Here is a 21216-nt window from a genome sequence, read left to right as displayed (position 1 = left end):
CCGCATGCGCGAAGCGCTGGCCGAGGCGCGCCAGATCATCCGGCATCGCCCCGAGGATTTCGAGGGCATGCGCCGGGCCGGCCGGCTCGCCGCCGAAGTGCTCGACATGATCACCGACCACGTCGTCCCCGGCGTGACCACCGAGGAACTCGACCGGCTGTGCCACGAGATGACGGTCGCCAACGACGCGGTACCGGCGCCACTTGGCTACAAGGGCTTCCCGAAGTCGATCTGCACGTCGATCAACCACGTGGTCTGCCACGGCATTCCGGGCGAGCGGAAACTGGTGGACGGTGAGATCGTCAACATCGACGTAACCGTGATCCTGGACGGCTGGCACGGTGATTCCAGCCGGATGTATCTGGTCGGCGATAAGGTGCCGGTGAAGGCCCGCAAGCTGGTCGAGGTGACCTATGACTGCCTGATGCTCGGCATCGAGGCGATCAAGCCCGGCGCCCATCTCGGCGCGATCGGCCACGCCATCCAGGAGTATGCCGAGGCCCAGCGGTTCTCGGTGGTGCGCGATTTCTGCGGCCACGGCATCGGCCGCACCTTCCACGCCCCGCCGAGCGTGCTGCATTACGGCCGTCCAAACGAAGGGCCGATGCTGGAGCCGGGCATGTTCTTCACGGTCGAGCCGATGATCAACGCCGGCAAGTTCGCGGTGAAGATCCTGGACGATGGCTGGACGGCGGTCACCCGCGACCGCTCGCTGTCGGCCCAGTTCGAGCACACAATCGGCGTCACGGAGACGGGAGTGGAGATCTTCACCCTGTCGCCGAAGGGTTACACCAAGCCGCCCTACACCGCCTGACCGGCCCTACCCGACCAGGGTCAGCGCCCAGGCCGCCACCGCGCAGCCGGCGAACAGCACGGCTGCGATCCAGGCCGGGGTGCGGGCAATCCGCTGCGGGGCGTCCTCGACGGGTATTTGCTTCCAGCCGGTGATCATCGGCCGGACCAGGTCCGTCTTCAGCAGCACCGCGTAGGACACGACGGCGGTGATGTGGATGACCACCAGCGTCAGCACGACGTTGAAGAACAGGATGTGCCAGCCGGTGAAGCGGGCCGACAGTTCGTGGGAGACCAGCGAATACAGCGGCCCTTCGTACAGGATGTCGTCATTGCCGAAGAGGCCCATGCTGGCCTGGACCGCCAGGACGATCAGCAATGCGATCACCGACCAGCCGCCCAGCGGGTTGTGCCCGAGGTACAGCGGGTGCCGGCCGGCCAGGGTCTCGCGCAGATAGCGGAAGGCGCTGGCCGGACCGCGCACGAAGTCGGTGAAACGCGCATGGCGGCCGCCGACGAAGCCCCAGATCAACCGGAATCCCAGCAACGCCAGGATCGACAGGCCAAGCCGCTCATGCCACTCGGTCATCCCGTTCTCGGCGGTGTACCAGGAGCCCGCGACGGCCGCTGCCAGTGTCCAGTGGAACACCCGGGTCGGCAGGTCCCACACCTTGACCCGGGTCATCTCGCCGCCGCGGGCCATCGCCTCACGCCTCCTTCATGAAGGCGGCGTAGTCGTCAACGACAGCTGCGGCCGAAACGGCCACCAGCCGGCCGCCGGCCTCCGGCGTGGCCAGGAAGCTATCGGCGCCGATGCGCCCGTCGGGATGAATCGAGCGGTAGTCCTCGGCGTCCAGGAACGCCCGCGGGCGCGGCGGTGCCGGGTCCATCGGCACCGACTTGATGTGCTCGGGACAGGCGAACTGCGTGACCGCCACTTCAGAAGCCGTGGCGTGGCTGCCGTCCCGGTCGCCGTACAGTTCCTTGCACAGCGCCGTCACCGGCGGGAACCCGAACCAATTGGCCAGCTTGCAGCGGATGTGCGGACGCTGCCATCCCGGGTTCAGGCTGGTCTCGGCGTAGATCTCGCTGAACGCCGCCTGGGTAGTGGCGATGTTGCCGCCGTGGCCGTTCAGGAAATAGAACCGCTCGAAGCCGTTGCGGGCCAACGACAGCACATAGTCGCGGATCACCAGGATCAGCGTGCTCGGCCGCAGCGCGATCGAGCCGGCGAACGCCAGGTGATGCTGGGCCATGCCGACCGAGATCGTCGGGCCGATGATGCAGTTCAGGGTTTCGGCCGCCCGCCCGGCGATGACCTCCGGGCAGATCGCGTCCGTGCCGATCAACCCGATCGGCCCGTGCTGCTCGGTCGACCCGATCGGCACGATGATCCCCTTGTTGTCCTTCAGGTAGGCTTCGACCTCCATCCAGGTCATGTGCTGCAGGCGCATGCGATTCTCCATTACTCAAGGTGTCCCAAATGCATCCCGATGGGCGCGAGCGTCTTCACTCCACCGCAGCCAGCGCCCGCTCCAGCCATGACGCCACCGCCAGGGCGCGGGCGTCCTCGCCGTAGCCGGTGACGATCTGCACACCGACCGGCAGTCCGTGAGAGCCGCGCCCCGCCGGGATGGTGACACAAGGCCAACGCAGCAGGGTCCAGACCTTGTTGAACAGCGGATCGCCGGTCCATTCGATGCCGGCCGGCGCCTCGCCCGAGGCCGGGACCGTCAGGATCGCATCGATGCCGTCCAGGCGAGCGGCCGCATCGTTGCGGAACGCGTCGGCCTGGGCTTGCAGCCCGTAATACTCGGTGTCGTCGATCTTCCGACCGGCCTCCAGTGTGTCGCGGTAGAAATCGCTGAGCTGGTCGCGGGCGTTGTCGTACTCCCAAGCCAGCGCCCGGGCAGCACCCGCCGTCATGACCGCGGCGTGAACCGGGTCCATCGTGTCGTAGGCCGTCCAGTCGACCAGCCCGACCACCGACGCACCGGCGGTCTGGGCGGCGATCCGGGCCCGCTCCAGCGCACCGGCGGCGTCATCGTCGATCTTGTCGGCAAACGGCACATGGATCGCCAGCCGCGGCGCCGAGCCGTCGAACACGTCAAGCCGCGGCGGTGGGCTGCCGCGCAGGGCGTAGTCGAAGAACGCCACATCCTCGACCGAGCGGGCGAAGGTGCCGACCGTGTCCAGATACTCCGCCAGCAGTTTCACGCCGCGCCGGTCATGGGTGCCGAAGGTCGGCTTGAAGCCGACCACCCCGCAGTATGCGGCCGGTCGGATCACCGAGCCCGCCGTCTGGGTCCCGAACGCCAGCGGCACCATGCCGTCCGCGACGGCCGCCGCGGAGCCGCTGGACGAGCCGCCGGGCGTATGGGCGAGGTTGTTCGGGTTGCGCGTCTTGCCGGGCGTGCGCCACGCGAATTCGGTGGACACCGTCTTGCCCATCACCAGGCCGCCGGCCGCCTTGGTGCGCACCACCACGGCGGCGTCCTCGGCCGGTCGGTTGCCGGCGTAGATCGGCGAGCCGTATTCGGTCGGCAGGTCGGCGGTATCGATGATGTCCTTCACCGCCACCGGCAGCCCGCGCAGCGGACCGTCGGCCCGCGCGCCGCGCGCCGCCTGTCGAACCGCCTCCGGATCGATGTGAATGAACGCCCCCACCTGCGGATCGCGCTCGGCAATGCAGGCAAGGCACGCTTCGGCCAGTTCTTCCACGGTCAGCGTGCCCGCCTCGATCCGGCGGGCCGCCTCGACGGCGCTCAGCATGTTCGGCGCGTCGGTCATGTCTCAGGCTCCGATCAGGTGTAGGACGACCTCGCGCCGGTGCGGCGCCGTCCGGTGTTCGAGAAGATACACACCCTGCCACGTACCGAGCACCGTACGGCCGGCAGCGACAGGTATCGACAGCGAGGTCTGCGTGACCGCCGAGCGGATATGCGCCGGCATGTCGTCCGGTCCCTCCGCCGTGTGTATGTATTGCCGCGGATCGTCCGGCGCCAGACGGGACAGGAACCGCTCCAGGTCGACCCGGACATCCGGATCGGCGTTCTCCTGGATCAGCAGCGACGCCGAGGTGTGCCGCACGAACACCGTCAGCAGGCCGGTGGCCATGCCGGAGCCACGCACGAACGTCTCGATCTCTGCCGTCAGCTCCGTGAAACCGCGCCCGGGCGTGCGCACCGTCAGTGCGGTCTGGGCGTGGCGGATGCCTTCGATCGAAGTCTCTGGGGCGTTCGTCATGGAGCGAGCATAGCCGCCACGGACGCTCCGGCAAGGGAGCGCCGACGGTCGAATCCAGTACGCGAAGCCCGCGTGAATCTGTGGCAATCTGGGAGCCGTTCGCACCCGGCGGCGTGCCCGCCTCCAACGGCCAGTTCCCGGCGGAAAGATCACGATGTCGACCAACGGTGACGCGGCCTCCACGGCGGACGATCCGAAAACCGGCCAGGGCCTCGGTACTTTTGCCGGGGTGTTCACACCCAGCATCCTGACGATCCTGGGCATCGTCCTGTTCCTGCGGCTCGGCTACGTGATCGGCGGCTCCGGGCTGGAGCGTGCACTGATCATCATCGCCATAGCCAACGCGATTTCGATCCTGACCTCGTTCTCGGTCGCGGCCATCTCCACCAACCTCCGGGTCAAGGCCGGCGGCGACTACTACCTGATCTCACGCACGCTCGGTTTGGGGTTCGGCGGTGCAATCGGCCTGGTGCTGTTCCTGGCCCAGGCCATCTCGGTCGGCTTCTACTGCATCGGTTTTGCCGAGGTAACGGCCGGCCTGATCCCTGGATCCGACCCGATGCTGGTGCGGATGCTGGCTGGCACCGCCGTGCTCGGCCTCGGCATCCTGGCGTGGCTCGGCGCCGACTGGGCGACCCGGTTCCAGTATGCGGTCATGGCAACCATCATTGCAGCCCTGGTGCTGTTCACGGTCGGAGGGCTCGGCGCCTGGAACACCGATCTGCTGGTTTCCAACTGGAGCTATCCGGTCGACGGCCTGTCGTTCGGCGTTGCCTTCGCGATCTTCTTTCCGGCGGTTACGGGCTTCACTCAGGGCGTCAGCATGTCCGGGGATCTCGCCAATCCGTCGCGCAGCATTCCGACCGGTGTGTTTTCCGCCGTCGCCCTGTCGATCGCGGTGTATTTCGGCTGCGCTTTCCTGCTTGCCGGGACCGTGCCGGGATCGATTCTGCAAACCGACTACCTGGCCATGAAGCGCATCGCCGTGTTCGGGCCGATCATCGACGCCGGCGTGATCGCCGCCACCCTGTCGTCGGCCCTGGCGTCGTTCATGGGCGCACCGCGGATCCTGCAGTCGCTGGCAAAGGACGGCGTTCTGCCGATCGTGAAGCCGTTCGCGCACGGCAGCGGGCCGTCCGACAACCCGCGCCGGGCGGTGCTGCTGACCGCCGCGATCGCCACGGGAGTGGTGCTGCTGGGCGACCTCAACCTGATCGCCTCCGTCGTCTCGATGTTCTTCCTGATCTCCTACGGCCTGCTGAACTACGCGACGTACTACGAGGCGCGCGCGCAGAGCCCGTACTTCCGCCCGACATTCCGTCTGTATCACCCGTTTGTCGGGTTGGCCGGGGCGGTAGTCTGCCTCGGCGCCATGCTGGCGATCGACATTGCCGCGGGTGTGGCGGCGGCAGCCATCCTGTTCGGGATCTATCAGTATCTTGAACTGCGGGCCGCACCGGCCCGCTGGGCCGATAGCCGGCGTTCGCACCACCTCCAGGAAGCACGGCGCCACCTGCTTGCCGCGGCAGCGGCCGAGGAGCATCCGCGCGATTGGCGGCCGCAACTCTTGGTGTTCTCGGACTCCTCTCAGCGCCGCCATCGCCTGCTGCAGTTCTCCAGCTGGATCGAAGGCCGCAGCGGCCTGACCACGGTTGTCCGCGTGCTGGAAGGTGAAGGCATCGAAGCGCGCAAGCATCGCGCAACCGCACTGGAAGACCTCACCGCCGACATCAAGGAAGGGCCATTCACCGCGTTTCCACTGGTCGTTGCCGGCGGGGACGTCGACCAGACGATCTCCGCGGTGGTGCAGTCCGCCGGGATCGGACCGGTACGGGCCAACACGGTCATTGCCAACTGGTCGACGGGCACGTCGTCCCTGATGACGCCACTGGGCGCGGAGCGATTCAGCCGGAACCTCCGCACGGCGTTCGGCATCGGCTGCAACCTGATCATCCTCGACGCCGATGCAAACGAATGGCAGACGCTCGACACCGCCGATGCCAAGGACAGGACGATCGACGTCTGGTGGCGTCCCAGCAAGACCGGAGAGTTGATGCTGCTGCTCGCTCATCTCGTGACGCGCAGTGAAGGCTGGAAGGACGCCAGGATCCGGGTTCTGGCTCGCCCGGCACATGAAGAGGACGACGAGGATCTGACCGAACGCCTGACGGCGACCCTGGAGGACTATCGGATCGACGCCGAGGTCATCGTCAGCGATGTCACAGCCGACGACATCACCCGACATTCCGGCGACTCCTCCCTGGTCTTTCTCCCCTTCGCCATCCGGGGACCGCGCTTCTATGGTCCGACCGGCGAGGAAGTCACCGACCTGCTGCCCAGCCTGCCGATTGCCGTCCTGGTCATGGCGGCACAGGATGTCGACCTCGGCGCCGATCCCGACAAGGAGCAGGACGAAGCAGAGGACGACGGTTCGGATGACGCTGTGGAATCCGACGCAAAGCCCGAATAGAGCCGCAAACTCCCCACCAGCCCGGAGCAGAGAACGTGCTTCACGCCACCTCGCAGTTCCGCATACACCCGCTGCCCGGCATCAGTTTCGGCGGGATCGTCGAGTTTCCCGGGAACGCCGACACCGAGGCCGCGATCGCGGCCGCCGAGGCGACTCCGACAGCCTTGCTCAAGGCATTCTACGATGCCCACGGTTTGCTGGTCCTGAAGAACATGGAGGCGATCTCCGATCACCCGGGACTGCTGGTCCGCCTCAGCCGGTTGTTCGGCCCTGAGGTCGAGGACTATCGGCAAACCGTCACCTCCCGGAACAACATCCATCCCGACCTCCCGGAGATCCTGGTTGTGTCCAACGTCCCGCCGGCCACGCCGCGGGTACCAGAACGGCCCGATCCGCCGCTGACCGCCGACGGCCAGCTTCCGGTCCAGTTCCCGCACCGGCGCGGCTGGCACACCGACCAGAGCTATCGCCGGCCGCCGCCGGACATCTCGCTGTTCTACGCCGACCTGCCGACGCCGAAAGGCCAGGGCCAGACCCTGTACGCCGACGGCATCGGCGCCTACGCCGCGCTGCCCCCGGCCATGAAGGAGCGCATCGCGAACCTGGAAGGCATCCACGCACAACCCGGCCGGGGCCGCTCGGAACAGGCAGCCCGCGCCGGCAAGGCCCCGGATCCCCTGACCCCGCGTGAGGCGCCCCAGCGCCAGCCGGTGGTTCGGATCCATCCGGTGACCGGCGAACCCGCCCTGTATCTGTGCGAATCCGGGCAGATGGATTGGGTCGACGGGCCGTTCGTCGGCATGCAGCCAGGTCCGGACGGTGACGGCGCCCGGCTGCTGTACGAGTTGATGTCGCACTACACCAGTCCGCGGTTCGCCTACGCCCATGACTGGGACCGCGGCGACCTGGTGATCTACGACAACCGCTCAACCATCCATTCCGCCACGTGGTTCGACGCCGACACCCACCGTCGCCGGATGTGGCGCACCACCGTCCACGGCAATCCGGGCGCGCAGTTCGCCGGCGAGCGGAAGAGCTGGCTGGCGGCATAGAGCATTCAAGCCGCCCGGCTTGTTCCGCGCCCATGCACCACGCTAGCCTCCCGACCCGGAGGACCCCTGCCATGCCCCGCCACATCGCCTGCCTGACCTATGATTTCGACGCCCTGTCCCTGCCGATCGCCAAGGGAATGGTCAGCCCGACCGCGCTGTCGCGGGGCGAGTTCGGGCTGGTCGGGGTCGAACGGATCCATCTGTTGCTGGCCGATCGGCACATACCGGCAACCTTCTTCGTGCCCGGGCATACCATCGAGAGCTTTCCGGGCGCCGTGACGCCGCTGGTCGAGGCCGGTCACGAGATCGCCCATCACGGCTGGACCCACCGCCGGCCGAACGACCTGTCGCTCGACGAGGAGACAGAGGAGCTGATCCGCGGCATCGCGTCGATCCGCGGCATCACCGGCACGGCGCCGGTCGGCTACCGGTCGCCATCCTGGGACCTGTCGCCGCACACCCTGCCGCTGCTGATGGAACATGGCTTCGAATACGATTCGAGCCTGATGGGCCACGACTACCGCCCCTATCGGCCGCGTCTTGGCGACACCGCGTCACTGCTGGAGCCGGCAACGTTCGGCGCGGAGACTCCGCTGATCGAGATGCCGGTGAGCTGGTCCCTCGACGACTACCCGCATTTCGAATGGTCGACGATGTCGAACGGCGCTCTCAACCCCGGCCTCGCGCATTGGCGCAGTGTTGTCGACAACTGGGTCGCCGACTTCGACTACATGCGTGAAACCCAGGACTGGGGCGTCATCACCTACACCTTCCACCCGTTCGTCTCGGGTCGCGGTCACCGCATGAAAGCGATGGCGGCATTGGTCGACCACCTGATGGAAGCCGGCGCGGTATTCCTGACCATGGCCGAAGCCGCGCGCGAGGCGGCGCAGATCGTCGGGCCGCCACGTTCGCAACCGGCATGACCAGCGATCGCACCGCACGTCGTCAGAGCGCCCTGACCGAAAGCCTGGAGCGATTGAGCGGAGCGCATCCGGCCATTGCGGCCGTCTTGCGCGAGGTCGGCCCACCCGAACCACGGATCCTGGAGCCGGGATTCGCATCGCTGCTGCGGATCATGGTCGGCCAGCAGGTATCGACCGCCTCGGCGGCCGCGATCTGGGCCCGACTGGTCGAAGCCTCCGGCGACACCGTGAGCGGCTTCAACTCGCTCGACGACGAGGCGCTCGGCCGTGTCGGTTTCTCACGCGCCAAGATGCGCTACGGACGCGCCCTGGCCGACTCCGTGCTGGACGGAACGCTCGATCCGGAGGGGTTGGAGGCGCTGCCGGGCGAGGAGGTGTCGTCCCGGCTGATGGCGCTGCCGGGCATCGGTCGGTGGACCGCGGAGATCTACCGGATGTTCGCACTCGGCGATCCCGATGTGTTTCCGATCGGCGATCTGGCGTTGCGCGAGGGCGTGCGGATGGCGCTCGACCTGCCGGAGCGCCCCGATCTCGACGTTGCCGAGCGACTGACCGAGGCGTGGAAGCCGGAGCGATCGGCCGCCGCCCTGTTGCTCTGGCGGCTGTATCGCCGCCGACGCGGCATCGCCGTGCTTGGCGCCGACAGCCCGCCGATCGTGGACAATTCGGCGCAGGCGCAACGGTAGCGGCTCCGGCCTCCCTCTGATAACGTTGCAATTCGATACGTGTTTTATTGACGAGTGTTTGTCGGGGACGTGCCAAGCTTGAATGCATCTAGCAGCCCAATCGTCCAATGCTGGTACGACGCGGTTCGCAAGACGCGCTGGAGCGCGTGATGAGTTCCGCGGTTCCGCTGGCCGAGTCGGCGACCGTTGACGCCGCCTTACAATCGGCCATCGATGCGATCTCCGATTCCTTCCTGGTCTTCGATGCCAGCGACCGTCTGGTGGCGTTCAACGCAGCTGCATCGCGGATGTTTCCGCAGCTTGAGGGCCGGCTGGTCCGTGGTCTGCGGTTCCACGACATCGTTCAGCTCAGCGCGAACACGCTGAAAGAGCACGGCTACATCGATGATGCCGATGGCTGGCTCGCGGATCGCCTGCGTCAGCACGCCCTGCCGCTGGCGTTCCTGGAGGCTCGGCAACCGAACGGACGCTGGGCTCGCACCGAAGACCGAGCGATGCCCGATGGCGGGCGCGTGGTCATCACCCGCGACATCACCGACGAGAAACACCACAGCGACGATGCGGCGCGCTACACATCCCTGCTGCGCAGCACTCTGGAAAACATCAGCCAGGGGTTGTGCGCATTCGATCGGGACTATCGTCTGATCACCTGGAACGCCCGGTTCTTCGAGCTTCTGGACCTGCCGCCTGCCTACGCCCAGGTCGGCACTCCGATGATCGATATCATTCGGTTCCTGGCCAAGCGCGGCGACCTCGGCCCCGGGAACACCGGCGAAGTGGTCGATCAGACCTATGCCATGGCGACATCGGCCAAGGCATCGATCTACGAGCGCCTGGATACCCGCGGCAAGTTGCTCGAAGTACGGATACGGCCGCTCGCCGACGGCGGGCTGGTTGCGACCTATAGCGACGTGACCGAGCGCGGCCAGGCCGAGAACGCGTTGCGTGAGAGCGAGGAACGATACGCGCTCGCCGCGGCCGGCGCGAACGACGGCTTGTGGGACTGGAACCTCGGCAGCAACCGGATCTTCTTCTCCGATCGCTGGAAGCAGATGCTCGGCTACGCCACCGATGAGATCGAGGACGGCGCGGAAGAGTGGTTCAGCCGCATCCACCCCGAAGACGTCCAGCGCGTCTCTGCCCAGATCGATGCGCATCTCAACGGCACGGCCACGAACTTCGAAAGCGAGCATCGGGTTCGCCACTTCGACGACACTTACCGCTGGATGCTGGTCCGCGGCCTCGCCGTGCGCGACGACGAGAACAACGCCTACCGCATTGCCGGGTCGATGACCGACATCACCGAGCGCAAGCGGGCCGAAGAACAGGCGATCCACGACGCCCTTCATGACAGCCTGACCGGGCTCGCCAACCGCACCCTGTTCCTGGAGCGGGTCCGCCAGGCGCTTGCCCGCCAGCGTCGATCGCAATCGGCCCAGTTCGCGGTGATCTATCTTGACCTGGATCGCTTCAAGGTCGTGAACGAGAGTCTCGGTCATGTTCACGGCGATGATCTGATCATCGCTGCTGCTCGACGCCTCGAACAGAATTTGAAGTTTGGCGACACCGTCGCCCGGCTGGGCGGCGACGAGTTTGCGATCATGCTGGAGGATGTGCACGACAAGGACGAAGGAACCGCGCTGTCGGAGATGCTCCAGAAGGCTCTGTCGACCCCGTTCGTCCTCGGCGGAAAGGAAGTGTTCACGACCGCGTCGATGGGCATCGCGCACTCCACCGACAACTACGTCCGGCCCGAGGACATCCTGCGCGACTCCGAACTCGCCATGTACCGCGCCAAGGAGCTGGGCAAGGCCCGCTCGGTCGCCTTCGACCCGGCGATGCGCGGCACCACCGTCACTCCTCTCGACGTCGAGACCGATCTGCGCCGGGCGCTCGACCGCAACGAGATGATCCTGAACTTCCAACCGATCGTCTCGCTGGCGGACGGCCGCATCCGAGGCTTCGAGGCGTTGTCACGGTGGCGGCACAAGGAGCGCGGAGACATCCCGCCGTCCGAATTCATCCCGATCGCTGAAGAGACCGGCATGATCGTGGAACTCGGGCAGTGGGTGTTGCGCAATGCCTGCGCCCAGATGGTCGAGTGGAACAAGGAGTTTCCGGAACAGGGTCCGTTCGAGATCAGCGTCAACCTGTCCGGGCGCCAGTTCACCCAACTTGATCTGGTCAAGATGGTTACGAGCAGCCTGGACGGAACGGGGCTGGACGCCAGCTTCCTCAAACTGGAGATTACCGAGAGCGCGCTCATGGAAAACGCTCAACGCTCCGCCCAGATGCTGCGACATCTCAAAGAGTTGCACATTAAAGTCTGCGTTGATGACTTTGGAACTGGCTACAGCTCCTTGAGCTATCTGCATAAATTCCCGATCGATACGCTGAAAATTGACAAATCCTTCGTCCAAGACATGGGCAGAAACCGACATAACCTTGAAATCGTGAGAACAATTGCCGTTCTGGCGCAGAATCTGCGCCTTGATGTCATCGCGGAGGGTGTGGAAACGCCCGAGCAATTGGCCCAGCTTCGCGCCATCGGGTGCGGCTATGCCCAGGGCTTCCTGTTCTCGCGACCGTTGACCGCCGACAGCGTTCGGCACCTTCTCGCCGAAAACCGGGTCTGGTAGGATTGCTGTCGCATGAGGCGTTTCGAAGTCTACTTCCTCCAGAAGAAGATCGACGGTGTCTGGGACACGCTCGAGCGGGCGCAGTCCGTGTCGGTGCTTGTCTCCTCGCTGGTGCGCGAGTTCGATGCCCGAGACGACGCCGAGGTGCGGGTGCTCGCGGGCACCTACAACGAGTCGTCTGAGGACTGGGAGTTCACCCAGATCTTCTTCGTCGACCGGACGGCCATCGAGTTGGCCCTCTCCGAGCATGACGACGATGATGCCGGATTCGGAACCGGTCTCGATGACGAACCCGCTCCGGTTCCCGGCGGGCAGGACTTCGCCGATGCGATCCATCGGGCGAGTGACGATGGCGATGCAACCGAGACCCGGATCTGGTCACCGCGTGCGATGGCGGCAAGGGACGACGATGACCCGCTCGACGACGATGTACCGGTCGGCCCACCGCCGAGCTTCCGCCCGGCTCGCCGACGCAGCGGACAGGTTTTCTTCGTCATCGGTACTGTTCTGATCGCGTTGATGCTGACGGGCGCCGCCATTCTGGCGCTGGGCATCGCGTTCGACCTGCCGCAGATCCGCCCGCTGGTTTCGACTTTCCAGGAGTTGACCGGCGGGATGACGAGCGGCGACGCGACCGCCACATCCAGCGCCGACGAGGTCAAACCGGAGACGACGGGCCAGGTCGTCACATATCGGGGCGTGGCACCGTCGCTGCGCGGCCGGTGGTCGCCCGGGCGTTGCGATGAATCGTACATCGAGTTCGATGCTGATGGATTGGTGGTCGGCACGCCTGGACGGCCGGAGTCGCTCAAGGTTCCGGTGGTCGAGACCCTGGAGGATGACTACACGTGGTTCGTGCGACGCTCGCCGGACCTGGTAGAGCATTTCCAGAAGCTTGGTTCCAACGACCTGCAACTCGTCGGCGACACCACGCGCAGCGGATTCATGGCACGAACCTCGGACATCCTCACCCGCTGCCCCTAGGCTCCACCGGCCAGGTCGCCAGGGCGATCGCTCCCAAGGCAAATCCGAATGCTGCGACGTGCGCCGTCGTGAAGGTTTCGCCCAGTGCCAGCACCGCCAGCAGCGCGCCACTGATCGGAATCAGGACCGTGAACGTGCCCGCTACGCCAGCGTCGACCGTTCGAAGGCTCTGGAACCACAACAGGAAGGCCAGCACACGGCCGGCCGTGCTGTAGAACACGGGAAGCAATAGCGCGGCAATCGGGCCATCAGACGGTCGACGCTGGCCACGCTACTGGCCAAGGCCTCGACCCGGTCGCCGGATTCCGCTTCGAACTCGGGCGCGTTCAAAACAGGCTGCCCTGCGCCACCGTCGGCGGCGCAGGCCGTGCGATCGGCTCGATCAGGGACGGATCGTCGTTGCGGACGTTGCCGACCCTCGGATCGACCCGGAATGCCTCGATCGCCGCTGGATCACACGGCCGCATCATCCCGGCCGCTTCCTTCAACGAGCCCTTGAGCCAGGTTTCTAACTGCTCCTCCCCGAACAGCATCACCGGCATCCGGTGATGGATATCCCGGATCGCCGGGTTGGCCTCGGTCGTGACGATCGAGAAGGTTTCCAGCGCGCTGCCCTCGCCGGCGCCTTCCCACAGCTCCCACAGGCCGGCCATGGCGAACGGCGCGCGGTCCCGGCGCGCGATCCGCCAGGGTTGCTTGACCCTGGACTCGGTCTTCCACTCGTAGAACCCGTCGGCCGGTACCAGGCAGCGCCGGTATCGGAACGCCCCGCGGAACGCCGGCTTCTCGTTCACCGTCTCGGCCCTGGCGTTGATCAGCTTGGCCCCGATGCCGATGTCCTTGGCCCAGAACGGCACCAGCCCCCAACGCATGATGGCCAGCATCCGACCGATGCGATCATCGGCCTTGATCACCGGAACCTCCTGGGTGGGTGCTACGTTCCACCGGGGCATGAGGTTCATCAGGGTATCGACGCCGAAGATCCGCCGCAGGGCTTCCGGGTCGGTGGTAACGCTGTAACGCCCGCACATTCGGGCCTCCTGGAGATCGACGGCGGGAGCACCGGATCGCGGCTTGGCGGTGCATCGACCCACCGCTACCATCGCGCGGACTTCCAGGCTAGCAGGCGAGGCTTCCATGGCGAAATTCGGCGTCGGGCAAGGCATGAAGCGCAAGGAAGACCAGCGCTTCCTGACCGGCCAGGGACAGTACACCGACGACCTCTCAATCGACGGAATGGTGCGAGCCGTCCTGGTCCGCGCGCCGATGGCGCACGCCCGGATCACCGGCATCGACATCGCCGAAGCGACCGCCATGCCCGGCGTTCTGGCTGTCCTCACGGCGCAAGATGTGGCCGACGCCGGGCTGGGTGATCTTCCATGCGCGGCGCTGGTCAATGGCAGCGACGGCAAGCCGGCGATCGGGCCCGCCTACCCGCTGCTGGCCCGCGATCGGGTCCGGCACGTCGGTGACGCCGTCGCCCTGGTGGTCGCGGAAACGCTGGACCAGGCGCGCGACGCCGCCGAATCCGTCGACGTATCCTACGACCAGTTGCCGGCCGTGTCGGACGTGGTGAGTGCGTCGGCGGCCAACGCCCCGCTGGTCTGGGACGAAGCGCCCGGCAACCTCTGCGTCGACTGGGAGGCCGGCGACGCGGCCGCCGTCAGGGCCGCCTTCGCCAAGGCTGCCACGGTCGCCGAACTGTCGCTGGTCAACAACCGGATCATCGTCAATTCGATCGAGCCGCGCGGGGTGGTCGCCGCCTACGACGCTTCCAACGGCACCTACACCCTGCATGTCTCGACCCAGGGTCCGCACGGCGTGCGGGACGTGCTGTGCGGGATCCTGAACGCCGACCCGGCCAGCATGCGCGTGATCTCGCCGGACGTCGGCGGCGGTTTTGGCATGAAGATCTTTCCCTACCGCGAGCATGCACTGGCGGCCTGGGCCGCCAAGCGAATCGGCCGGCCGGTCAAGTGGATCGGCGAGCGCACGGAATCCTTCGTCTCCGACACCCAGGGGCGCGATCACCGCTCGACCGCCCGCATGGCCCTCGACGCCGACGGCCGGTTCCTGGCCCTGTCCGTCGACACTAAGGCCGATCTCGGGGCCTATCTGTCGCTGTACGGACCGGCAATCCCGACGGTCGCCGGATCCGGGATGCTGGCCGGGCTCTACACGACGCCGGCCATTCACGTTCGGGTGCGCTGCTATTTCACCAACACGCTGCCGGTCGACGCCTATCGCGGCGCCGGACGCCCGGAGGCAGCCTATCTCGTGGAGCGTCTGGTCGATCAGTGTGCCAAGGTCACCGGCATCGCGCCGGACGACATCCGTCGGCGAAACTTCGCCAGCGCCAACCTGATGCCGTTCACCACGACGCTCGGCGAGGTCTACGATTCCGGAGACTTCTCCGCCCATCTCGACAAGGCCCTCATTGAATCCGGCTGGAGCGGCATCGACGCCCGCAAGGCCGGCAGCAGCAAGCACGGCAAGCTGCGTGGCATTGGGGTGTCGACCTATGTCGAGGCCTGCGGCGGCGGCGGTCCGGAGTGGGCCGACCTGCGGGTGCAGCCCGACGGCACGGTGGTGGTACCGATCGGCACCCGCTCGACCGGTCAGGGCCATGAGACCGCCTACTCCCAGTTGGTGAGCGAGGCGTTCGGTATCGACAACGAGTTGGTCACGGTCATTCAGGGCGACACCGCCGCCATTGCCAAGGGGGCCGGCACCGACGGATCGCGCTCGCTGCCCGCCGGCGGCTCGGCGCTGAAGGCGGCCGTCGATGTCGTCATCGAGAAGGGCAAGCGGATCGCCGCCCATGCGCTCGAGGCCGCCGAAGCCGATATCGAACTGGCCGATGGGCAATTCACGGTGGCCGGGACCGACCGAACGGTGTCGCTCGCCGAAGTTGCCCGACGGGCCGAGGATCCGGCGCAGCTCCCGGAAGGCATGACGCCGGGACTGTCGGCCAACGAGTCGTACACGCCGAAAGCGTCGACCTACCCGAACGGCACCCATGTCTGCGAGGTCGAGGTCGATCCGGACACCGGCCTCGTCCGCGTCGAGCGTTATACCGTCGTCGACGATTTCGGCGAGGTGGTGAACCCGATGCTTCTGGAGGGCCAGGTGCACGGCGGCGTGGCCCAGGGCATCGGCCAGGCGCTGTACGAGCGCTGCGTCTACGACACCGACGCGCAACTGGTCAGCGGCTCGCTGATGGACTACTGCCTGCCGCGCGCCGACGACCTGCCGCTGGTCGGCTTCACGATGAGCCCGACCCGGTGCGCCACCAATCCGCTGGGCGTCAAGGGCTGCGGCGAGGCCGGTGCCATTGGTGCACCTCCAGCGGTGATCAACGCCCTGCTGGACGCGCTGGCCCCGCTCGGGGTGACCGACATCGACATGCCGGCGACCCCCGAACGGGTGTGGTCGGCCATCCAGGCGGCCCGCCCTGCGGCAGCCGAATGACTCCGGAGTGAACCGAGTGACCGAGTACGACAACACCGCCCTGCTCGACAGCATCGTCGCCATTGCCCGCGACGCCGGGAAAGTGATCCTGCCCTATTACCGCGCCGACACCGCCGTCGACGGCAAGGCCGACGGCAGCCCGGTAACTGCCGCCGACCGGGCTGCCGAGGTCGTCATCATCGATGCTCTCAAGAAGCTGACCCCGGACATTCCGGTGGTTGCCGAGGAAAGCGTGGAGGCCGGACGGATTCCCGACGTTTCCGGCGGCCGGTTCTGGCTGGTCGATCCGCTGGACGGCACCAAGGAGTTCATCAACCGGCGCGACGACTTCACCGTCAACATCGGGCTGGTCGAAGACGGCACGCCGGTGCTGGGGGTTGTCCTGACCCCGGTCGACGGAATGGCCTGGGCCGGTGCTGTCGGGACTGGCGCGTGGGAAGAGGACGGTGACGGCCAACGGCGGGCCATTGCCGTGCGCCGGCCGGACGCCAACGGCCTGACCGTGGTGGCCAGCAAGAGCCACCGCAACCCGGAACTGGAAGACTACATCGCCACGCTGACCGTCAAGGAGTCGGTGTCGCGCGGATCGGCATTGAAGTTCTGCCTGGTGGCCCGCGGCGAAGCCGACATCTACCCGCGTACCGGGCCGACCATGGAATGGGACACCGCCGCCGGCCACGCCGTCCTGCTGGCCGCCGGCGGCTCGCTCACGACCTTCGACGGCAAACCGTTCCTGTACTCCAAGCCGGACTTCCGGAACGGGCATTTCATCGCCCGGGGCGGCTGAACCATGCGGGCGGCTCGGCATTTGCCGTCGGTCGTGCGCGTTACCACCGCGATCACCTCGCTGCTCCTAATGTCCGCCTGCGAGACCGTGTCGACACCGGCATCGACGGTCCGCGCCGCCCCCCGTCACCCGATCCAGACGGTTCAGCCGGACCAGCCTCGCTCCGATCCACGGCCGGGCTCGACCGCCGCAACGTCGCGGACCAACCCAGGACCGAACTCCCGGGTGTCGCCGACTCCCGACATGGCGCCGCGCGTCAGCCCGGCCGATCGCCCGAACCTGCCGTCTTCCCAGAAGAACATCGACGACCTGCGCCGCGACCTGGAACAGCAGCGCAAGCAGCAGCCGGTTGCTCCTGGACCCCCGGTCGGCACCATCGACCAGCGCCCCGGCACGATCCGTACGAATCCGGGCACGATCGAGGTTCCGCGCTAAGGGGGTTCCCAAAATCCTCGTCATCTTTTAAACAAGACTATTCTTGCTATAAAGGATGCATCCATGCGTGTGCTCGTACTGGGCGGAACCGGGACGATCGGCAGCGCCATCGCGCGGAACCTGATCGCCGCCGGTCATGCCGTCAGCGGTCTGGCCCGCAGCCCGGAAGCTGCGGAACGGCTGATGGAGATCGGCGCAGAACCGGTCGCCGGCGACATCGGCAATCCACGTCTTTGGGCCGGGGCGGTCGCGGACGACCTTGATGCGGTGGTGCACGCGGCCTGCAGCTTCGCCGACGACATGGGAACGCTCGATTCCGGGCTGCTGGATGCCCTCCTGCCCGCGCTCGCGGGAACACGTCGGCGACCATCCCTGATCTACACCGGCGGATGCTGGCTGTGGGGACCGTCACCGGACGAGACGATCGACGAGGAGACCGCGTTCGACCCGCTGCCCGCCTTCGCCTGGATGGTTCCGAACCTGCAACGGGTCGTGGCCGAACCCGGCATCCGCGGCGCGGTCGTGCACCCGGCCATGGTGCACGCCGATCAAGCTGGGCCTCTGGCCGCCATGGCAGAGCAGGCGCGCAACGGTCGGCCGGTCCAGGTGGTTGGATCACAAGACGTGCTGTGGCCGCTGGTTCACGCCGATGACCTGGCCGAGTTGTATCGGCTGGTGTTGGAGGATGCGGAGTTCACCGGCCAAGTGATCGGCGTCGCCGATTCCGGCGTCCCGGTCGGCGTCCTGGCGCGCCAAGTTTCCGGTGGCGAAACAGTGATCGAGGTCGTTTCGGAAGACCATGCCGCCCGCGAGCGCGGAGAGTGGGCTCGCGGCTTCGCACGCAGCCAACGGATGAGCGGCGCGTTGGCGCGCGATCGGCTTGGGTGGAGACCCACGCGCTTGCTTGGCGCCACGCACCTCTGACCTGGACAGCGTCGGGAATCGATCCCAATTCATAGCTACGACACGGGGTGCCCGGACCGTCCGGGCTGAGATCACACCCGCAGAACCTGATCCGGGTCATGCCGGCGGAGGGAGTCGCTGTTGCAGCGCTATCAGCATGCACCCACGCCGGCGGGCCTTCGGACATCGACCCGAAGGAGCGCGCAATGCCTGCCATCGACCATCACGCCAAGTCCGCCTGGGACACGCTGGAAGCCATACGAGCCAAGGCTCCCCTGGTTCACAGCGTCACCAATCTGGTTGTCACCAACCTGACGGCGAATGTGTTGCTGGCGCTGGGGGCCTCTCCGGCGATGGTCGAGAACGTGGAGGAGGCCGGCGAACTCGCAGCCGTGGCGGGTTCGGTCGTCATCAACCTCGGCTCGATGTCCGCTGCCCGTACCGATGCGATGCAGGCGGCGACACTGGCTGCCGATCGCAGCGGCACGCCCTGGGTGCTGGATCCGGTCGCCGTTGGAGCATTATCGTACCGCAGCGAGGTGGCGCGAGGGCTGCTGGCACACCGGCCGACGGTGATCCGGGGCAACGCGTCGGAGATCCTCAGTCTGGCGGGCGGGGACGGCGGCGGCAAAGGCGTCGACAGTACCTTGGACCCGGAAGCCGCCGTCAGTGCCGCTCAGCGTTTGGCGCAATCGGCAGGCTGCGTGGTTGCGATCACCGGCAGGATCGACCGGATAACCGACGGAGACCGGTTGCTGGAAGTTCACAATGGCCACCAGATGCAGACCCGGGTGACCGGCATGGGATGCTCTGCGACCGCCGTGATTGCCGCTTGCCTGGCCGTCACGCGTGCCGCCAGCAGCGACTGGCTTGCAACCACGGCGCAGGGCTTGGCTCTATTTGGTCTTGCTGCGGAACATGCAGCAGCAGCCTCTGCGGGCCCGGCGTCGTTTCAGGTCGCCTTGATCGACGCGCTGTTCAACCTTGACGAAGCCCAAACCCTGACCGGGGTTCGAATCAACCCGCCGCCTTCAGAACCTCGGCGGCCAGCGCCTTGATCTCGACGGCCGCGGACCCGCTCTTCTGATACTCGGTCACCCCCAGCCCCTCCAGCAACGACGCCGCGAGGGCCACCCGGTTGCCGATGCGGGCCTTGGCGACCTTCGCGCCGAGCCCCGCCAGTTTGTCGGTCATTGCACCGGTCAGTTTGGCGCGCGGCGGCACCCGGTTCAGCACCAGCAGTGCCGCGGTATTCTCGCCGGCGGCAAGATCGAGCGTCGCCTTGGTCGCCCAGAAGTCCATCGGGCTGGGCTGCAATGGGACGACGACGATGTCGGCCGAGCGCACCGCGATCTTGGCCTCCGTCTCGGCATGCGGCGGAGAGTCGATCACCACCACGTCATGGGTCCGGGCCAGTTTCTCGACTTCGTTGGCGGTACGCCAGCCGGTGATCCGGTGCACCGACAGGCCACCCTTGCCCTTGGGCCCGGCCGGCGCCGGCAGGCCGATCTCTTCGCGCATCGCCCACCAGGAACTGAGCGACGCCTGGGGATCGATGTCGACCACCGCGACGGACTTGCCGGACTGCGCCCAGGCGACGGCGAGGTGGGCGGCCAGCGTGGTCTTGCCGGCCCCGCCCTTCTGCTGGGCGATCGTAACGATGCGGGCGGTCATGCGGCCCCTCCTCCGGTCGGCGGTCGATTCGTGCAGTGTAGCGCGTCAGCGCTTATGCTGCACCTGCGAACACACCCGGGCTTGACGAACACGCCGCTTTGCGCGACCCAGCCGCTTCATGACCACACTGCCCCCCACTCCGACCCGCCCGGTCGACGATCCGGACGCCCGCGCCGAGGCCGCACGCCTGCTGCGTGGCGGCGCGCTGGTGGCGTTCCCGACCGAGACCGTCTACGGCCTCGGCGCCGACGCGACAAACGAGGATGCGGTCGCCCGGATCTTTGCCGCCAAGGACCGTCCCCGGTTCAATCCGCTGATCAGTCACGTTCCCACCTCGGATGCCGCGTTCGCGCTCGGGCAGGCCACGGCGGGGGCCGAGCGGTTGGCGGCAGCCCATTGGCCGGGGCCGCTGACCATGGTCCTGCAACGGCACCCGGGCTGCCCGATCGCCTGGCTGACCAGCGCGGGACTGGAAACCGTCGCCCTGCGGGTGCCGGGCAGCGCGGCCGCCCGGTCGCTGCTGGCCGAAGCCGACCGTCCGATCGCCGCGCCCAGCGCCAACCGTTCCGGCCGGGTCAGTCCCACGACGGCGGCCCATGTCGCCGAGGAATTGGACGGCCGGGCGGCCCTGATCCTGGACGGCGGCCCGTGCCCGGTCGGGCTGGAAAGCACCGTGATCGACCTGTCCGGGGACCGCCCGCGTCTGCTGCGCCCCGGTGCCGTGACCCGCGAGCAGATCGAGGCGCTGCTCGGCCCGGTCGAACTGGCCGTCGAGGGCGATGCGATCACTGCGCCCGGCATGCTGGCCAGTCACTACGCCCCCAATGCATCGGTCCGCCTCGACGCCACAGAACGCCGCCCGGGCGAGGCATTCCTGGACTTCGGAGCGACTGTTTCGGACGCGGACGCCGATCTCAGCCCGTCACGCGACCTGCTGGCAGCAGCCGCCAAGCTGTTCGCTGCGCTCCGGGTGCTCGACCGCCCAGGCGTCGCCACCATTGCCGTGGCGCCGATACCGACCGAGGGGCTGGGTGCCGCAATCAACGACCGCCTGCGTCGGGCTGCGGCCCCACGGTCATGACCCGTCGATAAGGCCAAGCGCCGCGTGCCGGATCGCGCATCGGCGGTGGTGGGTTGTGTGCTGTGCCTCA

20 protein-coding genes and 1 riboswitch are annotated in these 21216 nt (G+C 67.1%); of the genes, 13 read left to right on the top strand and 7 right to left on the bottom strand.

The window, feature by feature from the left end:
* The first annotated feature begins 4 nt into the window (after positions 1-4).
* On the top strand, positions 5-814 hold the full coding sequence (gene map / locus RIC54_RS21540; protein ID WP_350088747.1) for a type I methionyl aminopeptidase: 810 nt from the start codon (positions 5-7) through the stop codon (positions 812-814).
* A gap of 6 nt (positions 815-820) precedes the next feature.
* Here the strand turns inward: map and RIC54_RS21535 are convergent, their stop codons facing one another.
* The 4 genes from RIC54_RS21535 to RIC54_RS21520 are packed head-to-tail and all read right to left on the bottom strand — an operon-like array spanning position 821 to position 4038.
* A complete protein-coding gene (locus RIC54_RS21535; protein WP_350088750.1) occupies positions 821-1495 on the bottom strand; it encodes a cytochrome b/b6 domain-containing protein in 675 nt (224 codons plus the stop codon).
* A gap of 4 nt (positions 1496-1499) precedes the next feature.
* Entirely contained in the window at positions 1500-2246 is a 747-nt protein-coding gene (locus tag RIC54_RS21530; RefSeq protein WP_350088753.1) for a creatininase family protein, read from the bottom strand.
* A 55-nt stretch (positions 2247-2301) separates the two neighbouring features.
* Positions 2302-3582 carry an amidase gene (locus RIC54_RS21525; protein ID WP_350088756.1) on the bottom strand — a complete coding sequence of 427 codons (1281 nt, stop codon included), beginning with the start codon at positions 3580-3582 and terminating at the stop codon, positions 2302-2304.
* Between the two features lie 3 nt (positions 3583-3585).
* Positions 3586-4038, bottom strand: a complete 453-nt coding sequence (locus RIC54_RS21520; RefSeq protein ID WP_350088759.1) for a secondary thiamine-phosphate synthase enzyme YjbQ — start codon at positions 4036-4038, stop codon at positions 3586-3588.
* 154 nt (positions 4039-4192) lie between these two features.
* Between RIC54_RS21520 and RIC54_RS21515 the strand changes: the two genes are divergently transcribed.
* From RIC54_RS21515 to RIC54_RS21490, 6 genes are all read left to right on the top strand, one after another.
* Complete coding sequence (locus tag RIC54_RS21515) at positions 4193-6508, top strand: amino acid permease (protein ID WP_350088762.1); 2316 nt, start codon at positions 4193-4195, stop codon at positions 6506-6508.
* 35 nt (positions 6509-6543) lie between these two features.
* Positions 6544-7560, top strand: a complete 1017-nt coding sequence (locus RIC54_RS21510) for a TauD/TfdA dioxygenase family protein (RefSeq protein WP_350088765.1) — start codon at positions 6544-6546, stop codon at positions 7558-7560.
* A 71-nt stretch (positions 7561-7631) separates the two neighbouring features.
* Positions 7632-8486, top strand: coding sequence for a polysaccharide deacetylase family protein (locus RIC54_RS21505; protein ID WP_350088768.1), 855 nt, complete (start codon positions 7632-7634; stop codon positions 8484-8486).
* Complete coding sequence (locus RIC54_RS21500) at positions 8483-9172, top strand: DNA-3-methyladenine glycosylase family protein (RefSeq protein WP_350088771.1); 690 nt, start codon at positions 8483-8485, stop codon at positions 9170-9172. The genes RIC54_RS21505 and RIC54_RS21500 overlap by 4 nt, the downstream gene beginning before the upstream one ends.
* A gap of 149 nt (positions 9173-9321) precedes the next feature.
* Positions 9322-11811, top strand: a complete 2490-nt coding sequence (locus RIC54_RS21495) for an EAL domain-containing protein (RefSeq protein WP_350088774.1) — start codon at positions 9322-9324, stop codon at positions 11809-11811.
* A gap of 12 nt (positions 11812-11823) precedes the next feature.
* Positions 11824-12795 carry a hypothetical protein gene (locus RIC54_RS21490; protein ID WP_350088777.1) on the top strand — a complete coding sequence of 324 codons (972 nt, stop codon included), beginning with the start codon at positions 11824-11826 and terminating at the stop codon, positions 12793-12795.
* On the opposite strand, the gene RIC54_RS21485 is transcribed toward RIC54_RS21490, so the two are convergent.
* Together RIC54_RS21485 and RIC54_RS21480 are read right to left on the bottom strand one after the other, a co-directional pair.
* The gene (locus RIC54_RS21485; protein ID WP_502989667.1) at positions 12779-13036 is read right to left on the bottom strand and encodes an EamA family transporter; all 258 of its coding nucleotides are present in this window, start codon (positions 13034-13036) and stop codon (positions 12779-12781) included. The genes RIC54_RS21490 and RIC54_RS21485 overlap by 17 nt on opposite strands.
* 85 nt (positions 13037-13121) lie before the next feature.
* The gene (locus RIC54_RS21480) at positions 13122-13826 is read right to left on the bottom strand and encodes an SOS response-associated peptidase (RefSeq protein ID WP_350088783.1); all 705 of its coding nucleotides are present in this window, start codon (positions 13824-13826) and stop codon (positions 13122-13124) included.
* A gap of 106 nt (positions 13827-13932) precedes the next feature.
* On the opposite strand from RIC54_RS21480, the gene RIC54_RS21475 reads away from it, so the two are divergent.
* The 5 genes from RIC54_RS21475 (at position 13933) to thiM (ending at position 19449) form a co-directional block, all read left to right on the top strand.
* Positions 13933-16266 carry a xanthine dehydrogenase family protein molybdopterin-binding subunit gene (locus RIC54_RS21475; RefSeq protein WP_350088786.1) on the top strand — a complete coding sequence of 778 codons (2334 nt, stop codon included), beginning with the start codon at positions 13933-13935 and terminating at the stop codon, positions 16264-16266.
* 16 nt (positions 16267-16282) lie between these two features.
* Positions 16283-17053 carry a 3'(2'),5'-bisphosphate nucleotidase CysQ gene (cysQ, locus tag RIC54_RS21470; protein ID WP_350088789.1) on the top strand — a complete coding sequence of 257 codons (771 nt, stop codon included), beginning with the start codon at positions 16283-16285 and terminating at the stop codon, positions 17051-17053.
* 3 nt (positions 17054-17056) lie between these two features.
* Entirely contained in the window at positions 17057-17488 is a 432-nt protein-coding gene (locus RIC54_RS21465; RefSeq protein ID WP_350088792.1) for a hypothetical protein, read from the top strand.
* 63 nt (positions 17489-17551) lie between these two features.
* The gene (locus RIC54_RS21460; RefSeq protein WP_350088795.1) at positions 17552-18412 is read left to right on the top strand and encodes an NAD-dependent epimerase/dehydratase family protein; all 861 of its coding nucleotides are present in this window, start codon (positions 17552-17554) and stop codon (positions 18410-18412) included.
* Positions 18413-18445: 33 nt separating this feature from the next.
* Positions 18446-18541, top strand: a riboswitch (TPP riboswitch).
* 56 nt (positions 18542-18597) lie between these two features.
* The gene (thiM, locus tag RIC54_RS21455) at positions 18598-19449 is read left to right on the top strand and encodes a hydroxyethylthiazole kinase (protein WP_350088798.1); all 852 of its coding nucleotides are present in this window, start codon (positions 18598-18600) and stop codon (positions 19447-19449) included.
* Here thiM and parA read toward each other — a convergent pair.
* Positions 19409-20065, bottom strand: coding sequence for a ParA family partition ATPase (gene parA / locus RIC54_RS21450; protein ID WP_350088801.1), 657 nt, complete (start codon positions 20063-20065; stop codon positions 19409-19411). The two genes, thiM and parA, sit on opposite strands and share 41 nt — an antisense overlap.
* A gap of 118 nt (positions 20066-20183) precedes the next feature.
* Here parA and RIC54_RS21445 point away from each other — a divergent pair, with 118 nt between their 5' ends.
* The gene (locus tag RIC54_RS21445; protein ID WP_350088804.1) at positions 20184-21146 is read left to right on the top strand and encodes an L-threonylcarbamoyladenylate synthase; all 963 of its coding nucleotides are present in this window, start codon (positions 20184-20186) and stop codon (positions 21144-21146) included.
* Positions 21147-21216: the final 70 nt, after the last annotated feature.

This window comes from Thalassobaculum sp. (genome assembly GCF_040219215.1).
GTDB lineage: Bacteria > Pseudomonadota > Alphaproteobacteria > Thalassobaculales > Thalassobaculaceae > Thalassobaculum_A.
Note: the sequence above shows the minus strand (reverse complement) of the source record. Positions and strands in the feature narration are given on the sequence as shown.

Excerpts from the sequence above, each read along its gene's own strand:
- map (WP_350088747.1), top strand. The coding sequence starts at position 5 with ATGCGCGAAGCGCTGGCCGAGGCGCGCCAGATCATCCGGCATCGCCCC.
- RIC54_RS21535 (WP_350088750.1), bottom strand. The coding sequence starts at position 1,495 with ATGGCCCGCGGCGGCGAGATGACCCGGGTCAAGGTGTGGGACCTGCCG.
- RIC54_RS21530 (WP_350088753.1), bottom strand. The coding sequence starts at position 2,246 with ATGCGCCTGCAGCACATGACCTGGATGGAGGTCGAAGCCTACCTGAAG.
- RIC54_RS21525 (WP_350088756.1), bottom strand. The coding sequence starts at position 3,582 with ATGACCGACGCGCCGAACATGCTGAGCGCCGTCGAGGCGGCCCGCCGG.
- RIC54_RS21520 (WP_350088759.1), bottom strand. The coding sequence starts at position 4,038 with ATGACGAACGCCCCAGAGACTTCGATCGAAGGCATCCGCCACGCCCAG.
- RIC54_RS21515 (WP_350088762.1), top strand. The coding sequence starts at position 4,193 with ATGTCGACCAACGGTGACGCGGCCTCCACGGCGGACGATCCGAAAACC.
- RIC54_RS21505 (WP_350088768.1), top strand. The coding sequence starts at position 7,632 with ATGCCCCGCCACATCGCCTGCCTGACCTATGATTTCGACGCCCTGTCC.
- RIC54_RS21500 (WP_350088771.1), top strand. The coding sequence starts at position 8,483 with ATGACCAGCGATCGCACCGCACGTCGTCAGAGCGCCCTGACCGAAAGC.
- RIC54_RS21495 (WP_350088774.1), top strand. The coding sequence starts at position 9,322 with ATGAGTTCCGCGGTTCCGCTGGCCGAGTCGGCGACCGTTGACGCCGCC.
- RIC54_RS21490 (WP_350088777.1), top strand. The coding sequence starts at position 11,824 with ATGAGGCGTTTCGAAGTCTACTTCCTCCAGAAGAAGATCGACGGTGTC.
- RIC54_RS21480 (WP_350088783.1), bottom strand. The coding sequence starts at position 13,826 with ATGTGCGGGCGTTACAGCGTTACCACCGACCCGGAAGCCCTGCGGCGG.
- RIC54_RS21475 (WP_350088786.1), top strand. The coding sequence starts at position 13,933 with ATGGCGAAATTCGGCGTCGGGCAAGGCATGAAGCGCAAGGAAGACCAG.
- RIC54_RS21465 (WP_350088792.1), top strand. The coding sequence starts at position 17,057 with ATGCGGGCGGCTCGGCATTTGCCGTCGGTCGTGCGCGTTACCACCGCG.
- RIC54_RS21460 (WP_350088795.1), top strand. The coding sequence starts at position 17,552 with ATGCGTGTGCTCGTACTGGGCGGAACCGGGACGATCGGCAGCGCCATC.
- thiM (WP_350088798.1), top strand. The coding sequence starts at position 18,598 with ATGCCTGCCATCGACCATCACGCCAAGTCCGCCTGGGACACGCTGGAA.
- parA (WP_350088801.1), bottom strand. The coding sequence starts at position 20,065 with ATGACCGCCCGCATCGTTACGATCGCCCAGCAGAAGGGCGGGGCCGGC.
- RIC54_RS21445 (WP_350088804.1), top strand. The coding sequence starts at position 20,184 with ATGACCACACTGCCCCCCACTCCGACCCGCCCGGTCGACGATCCGGAC.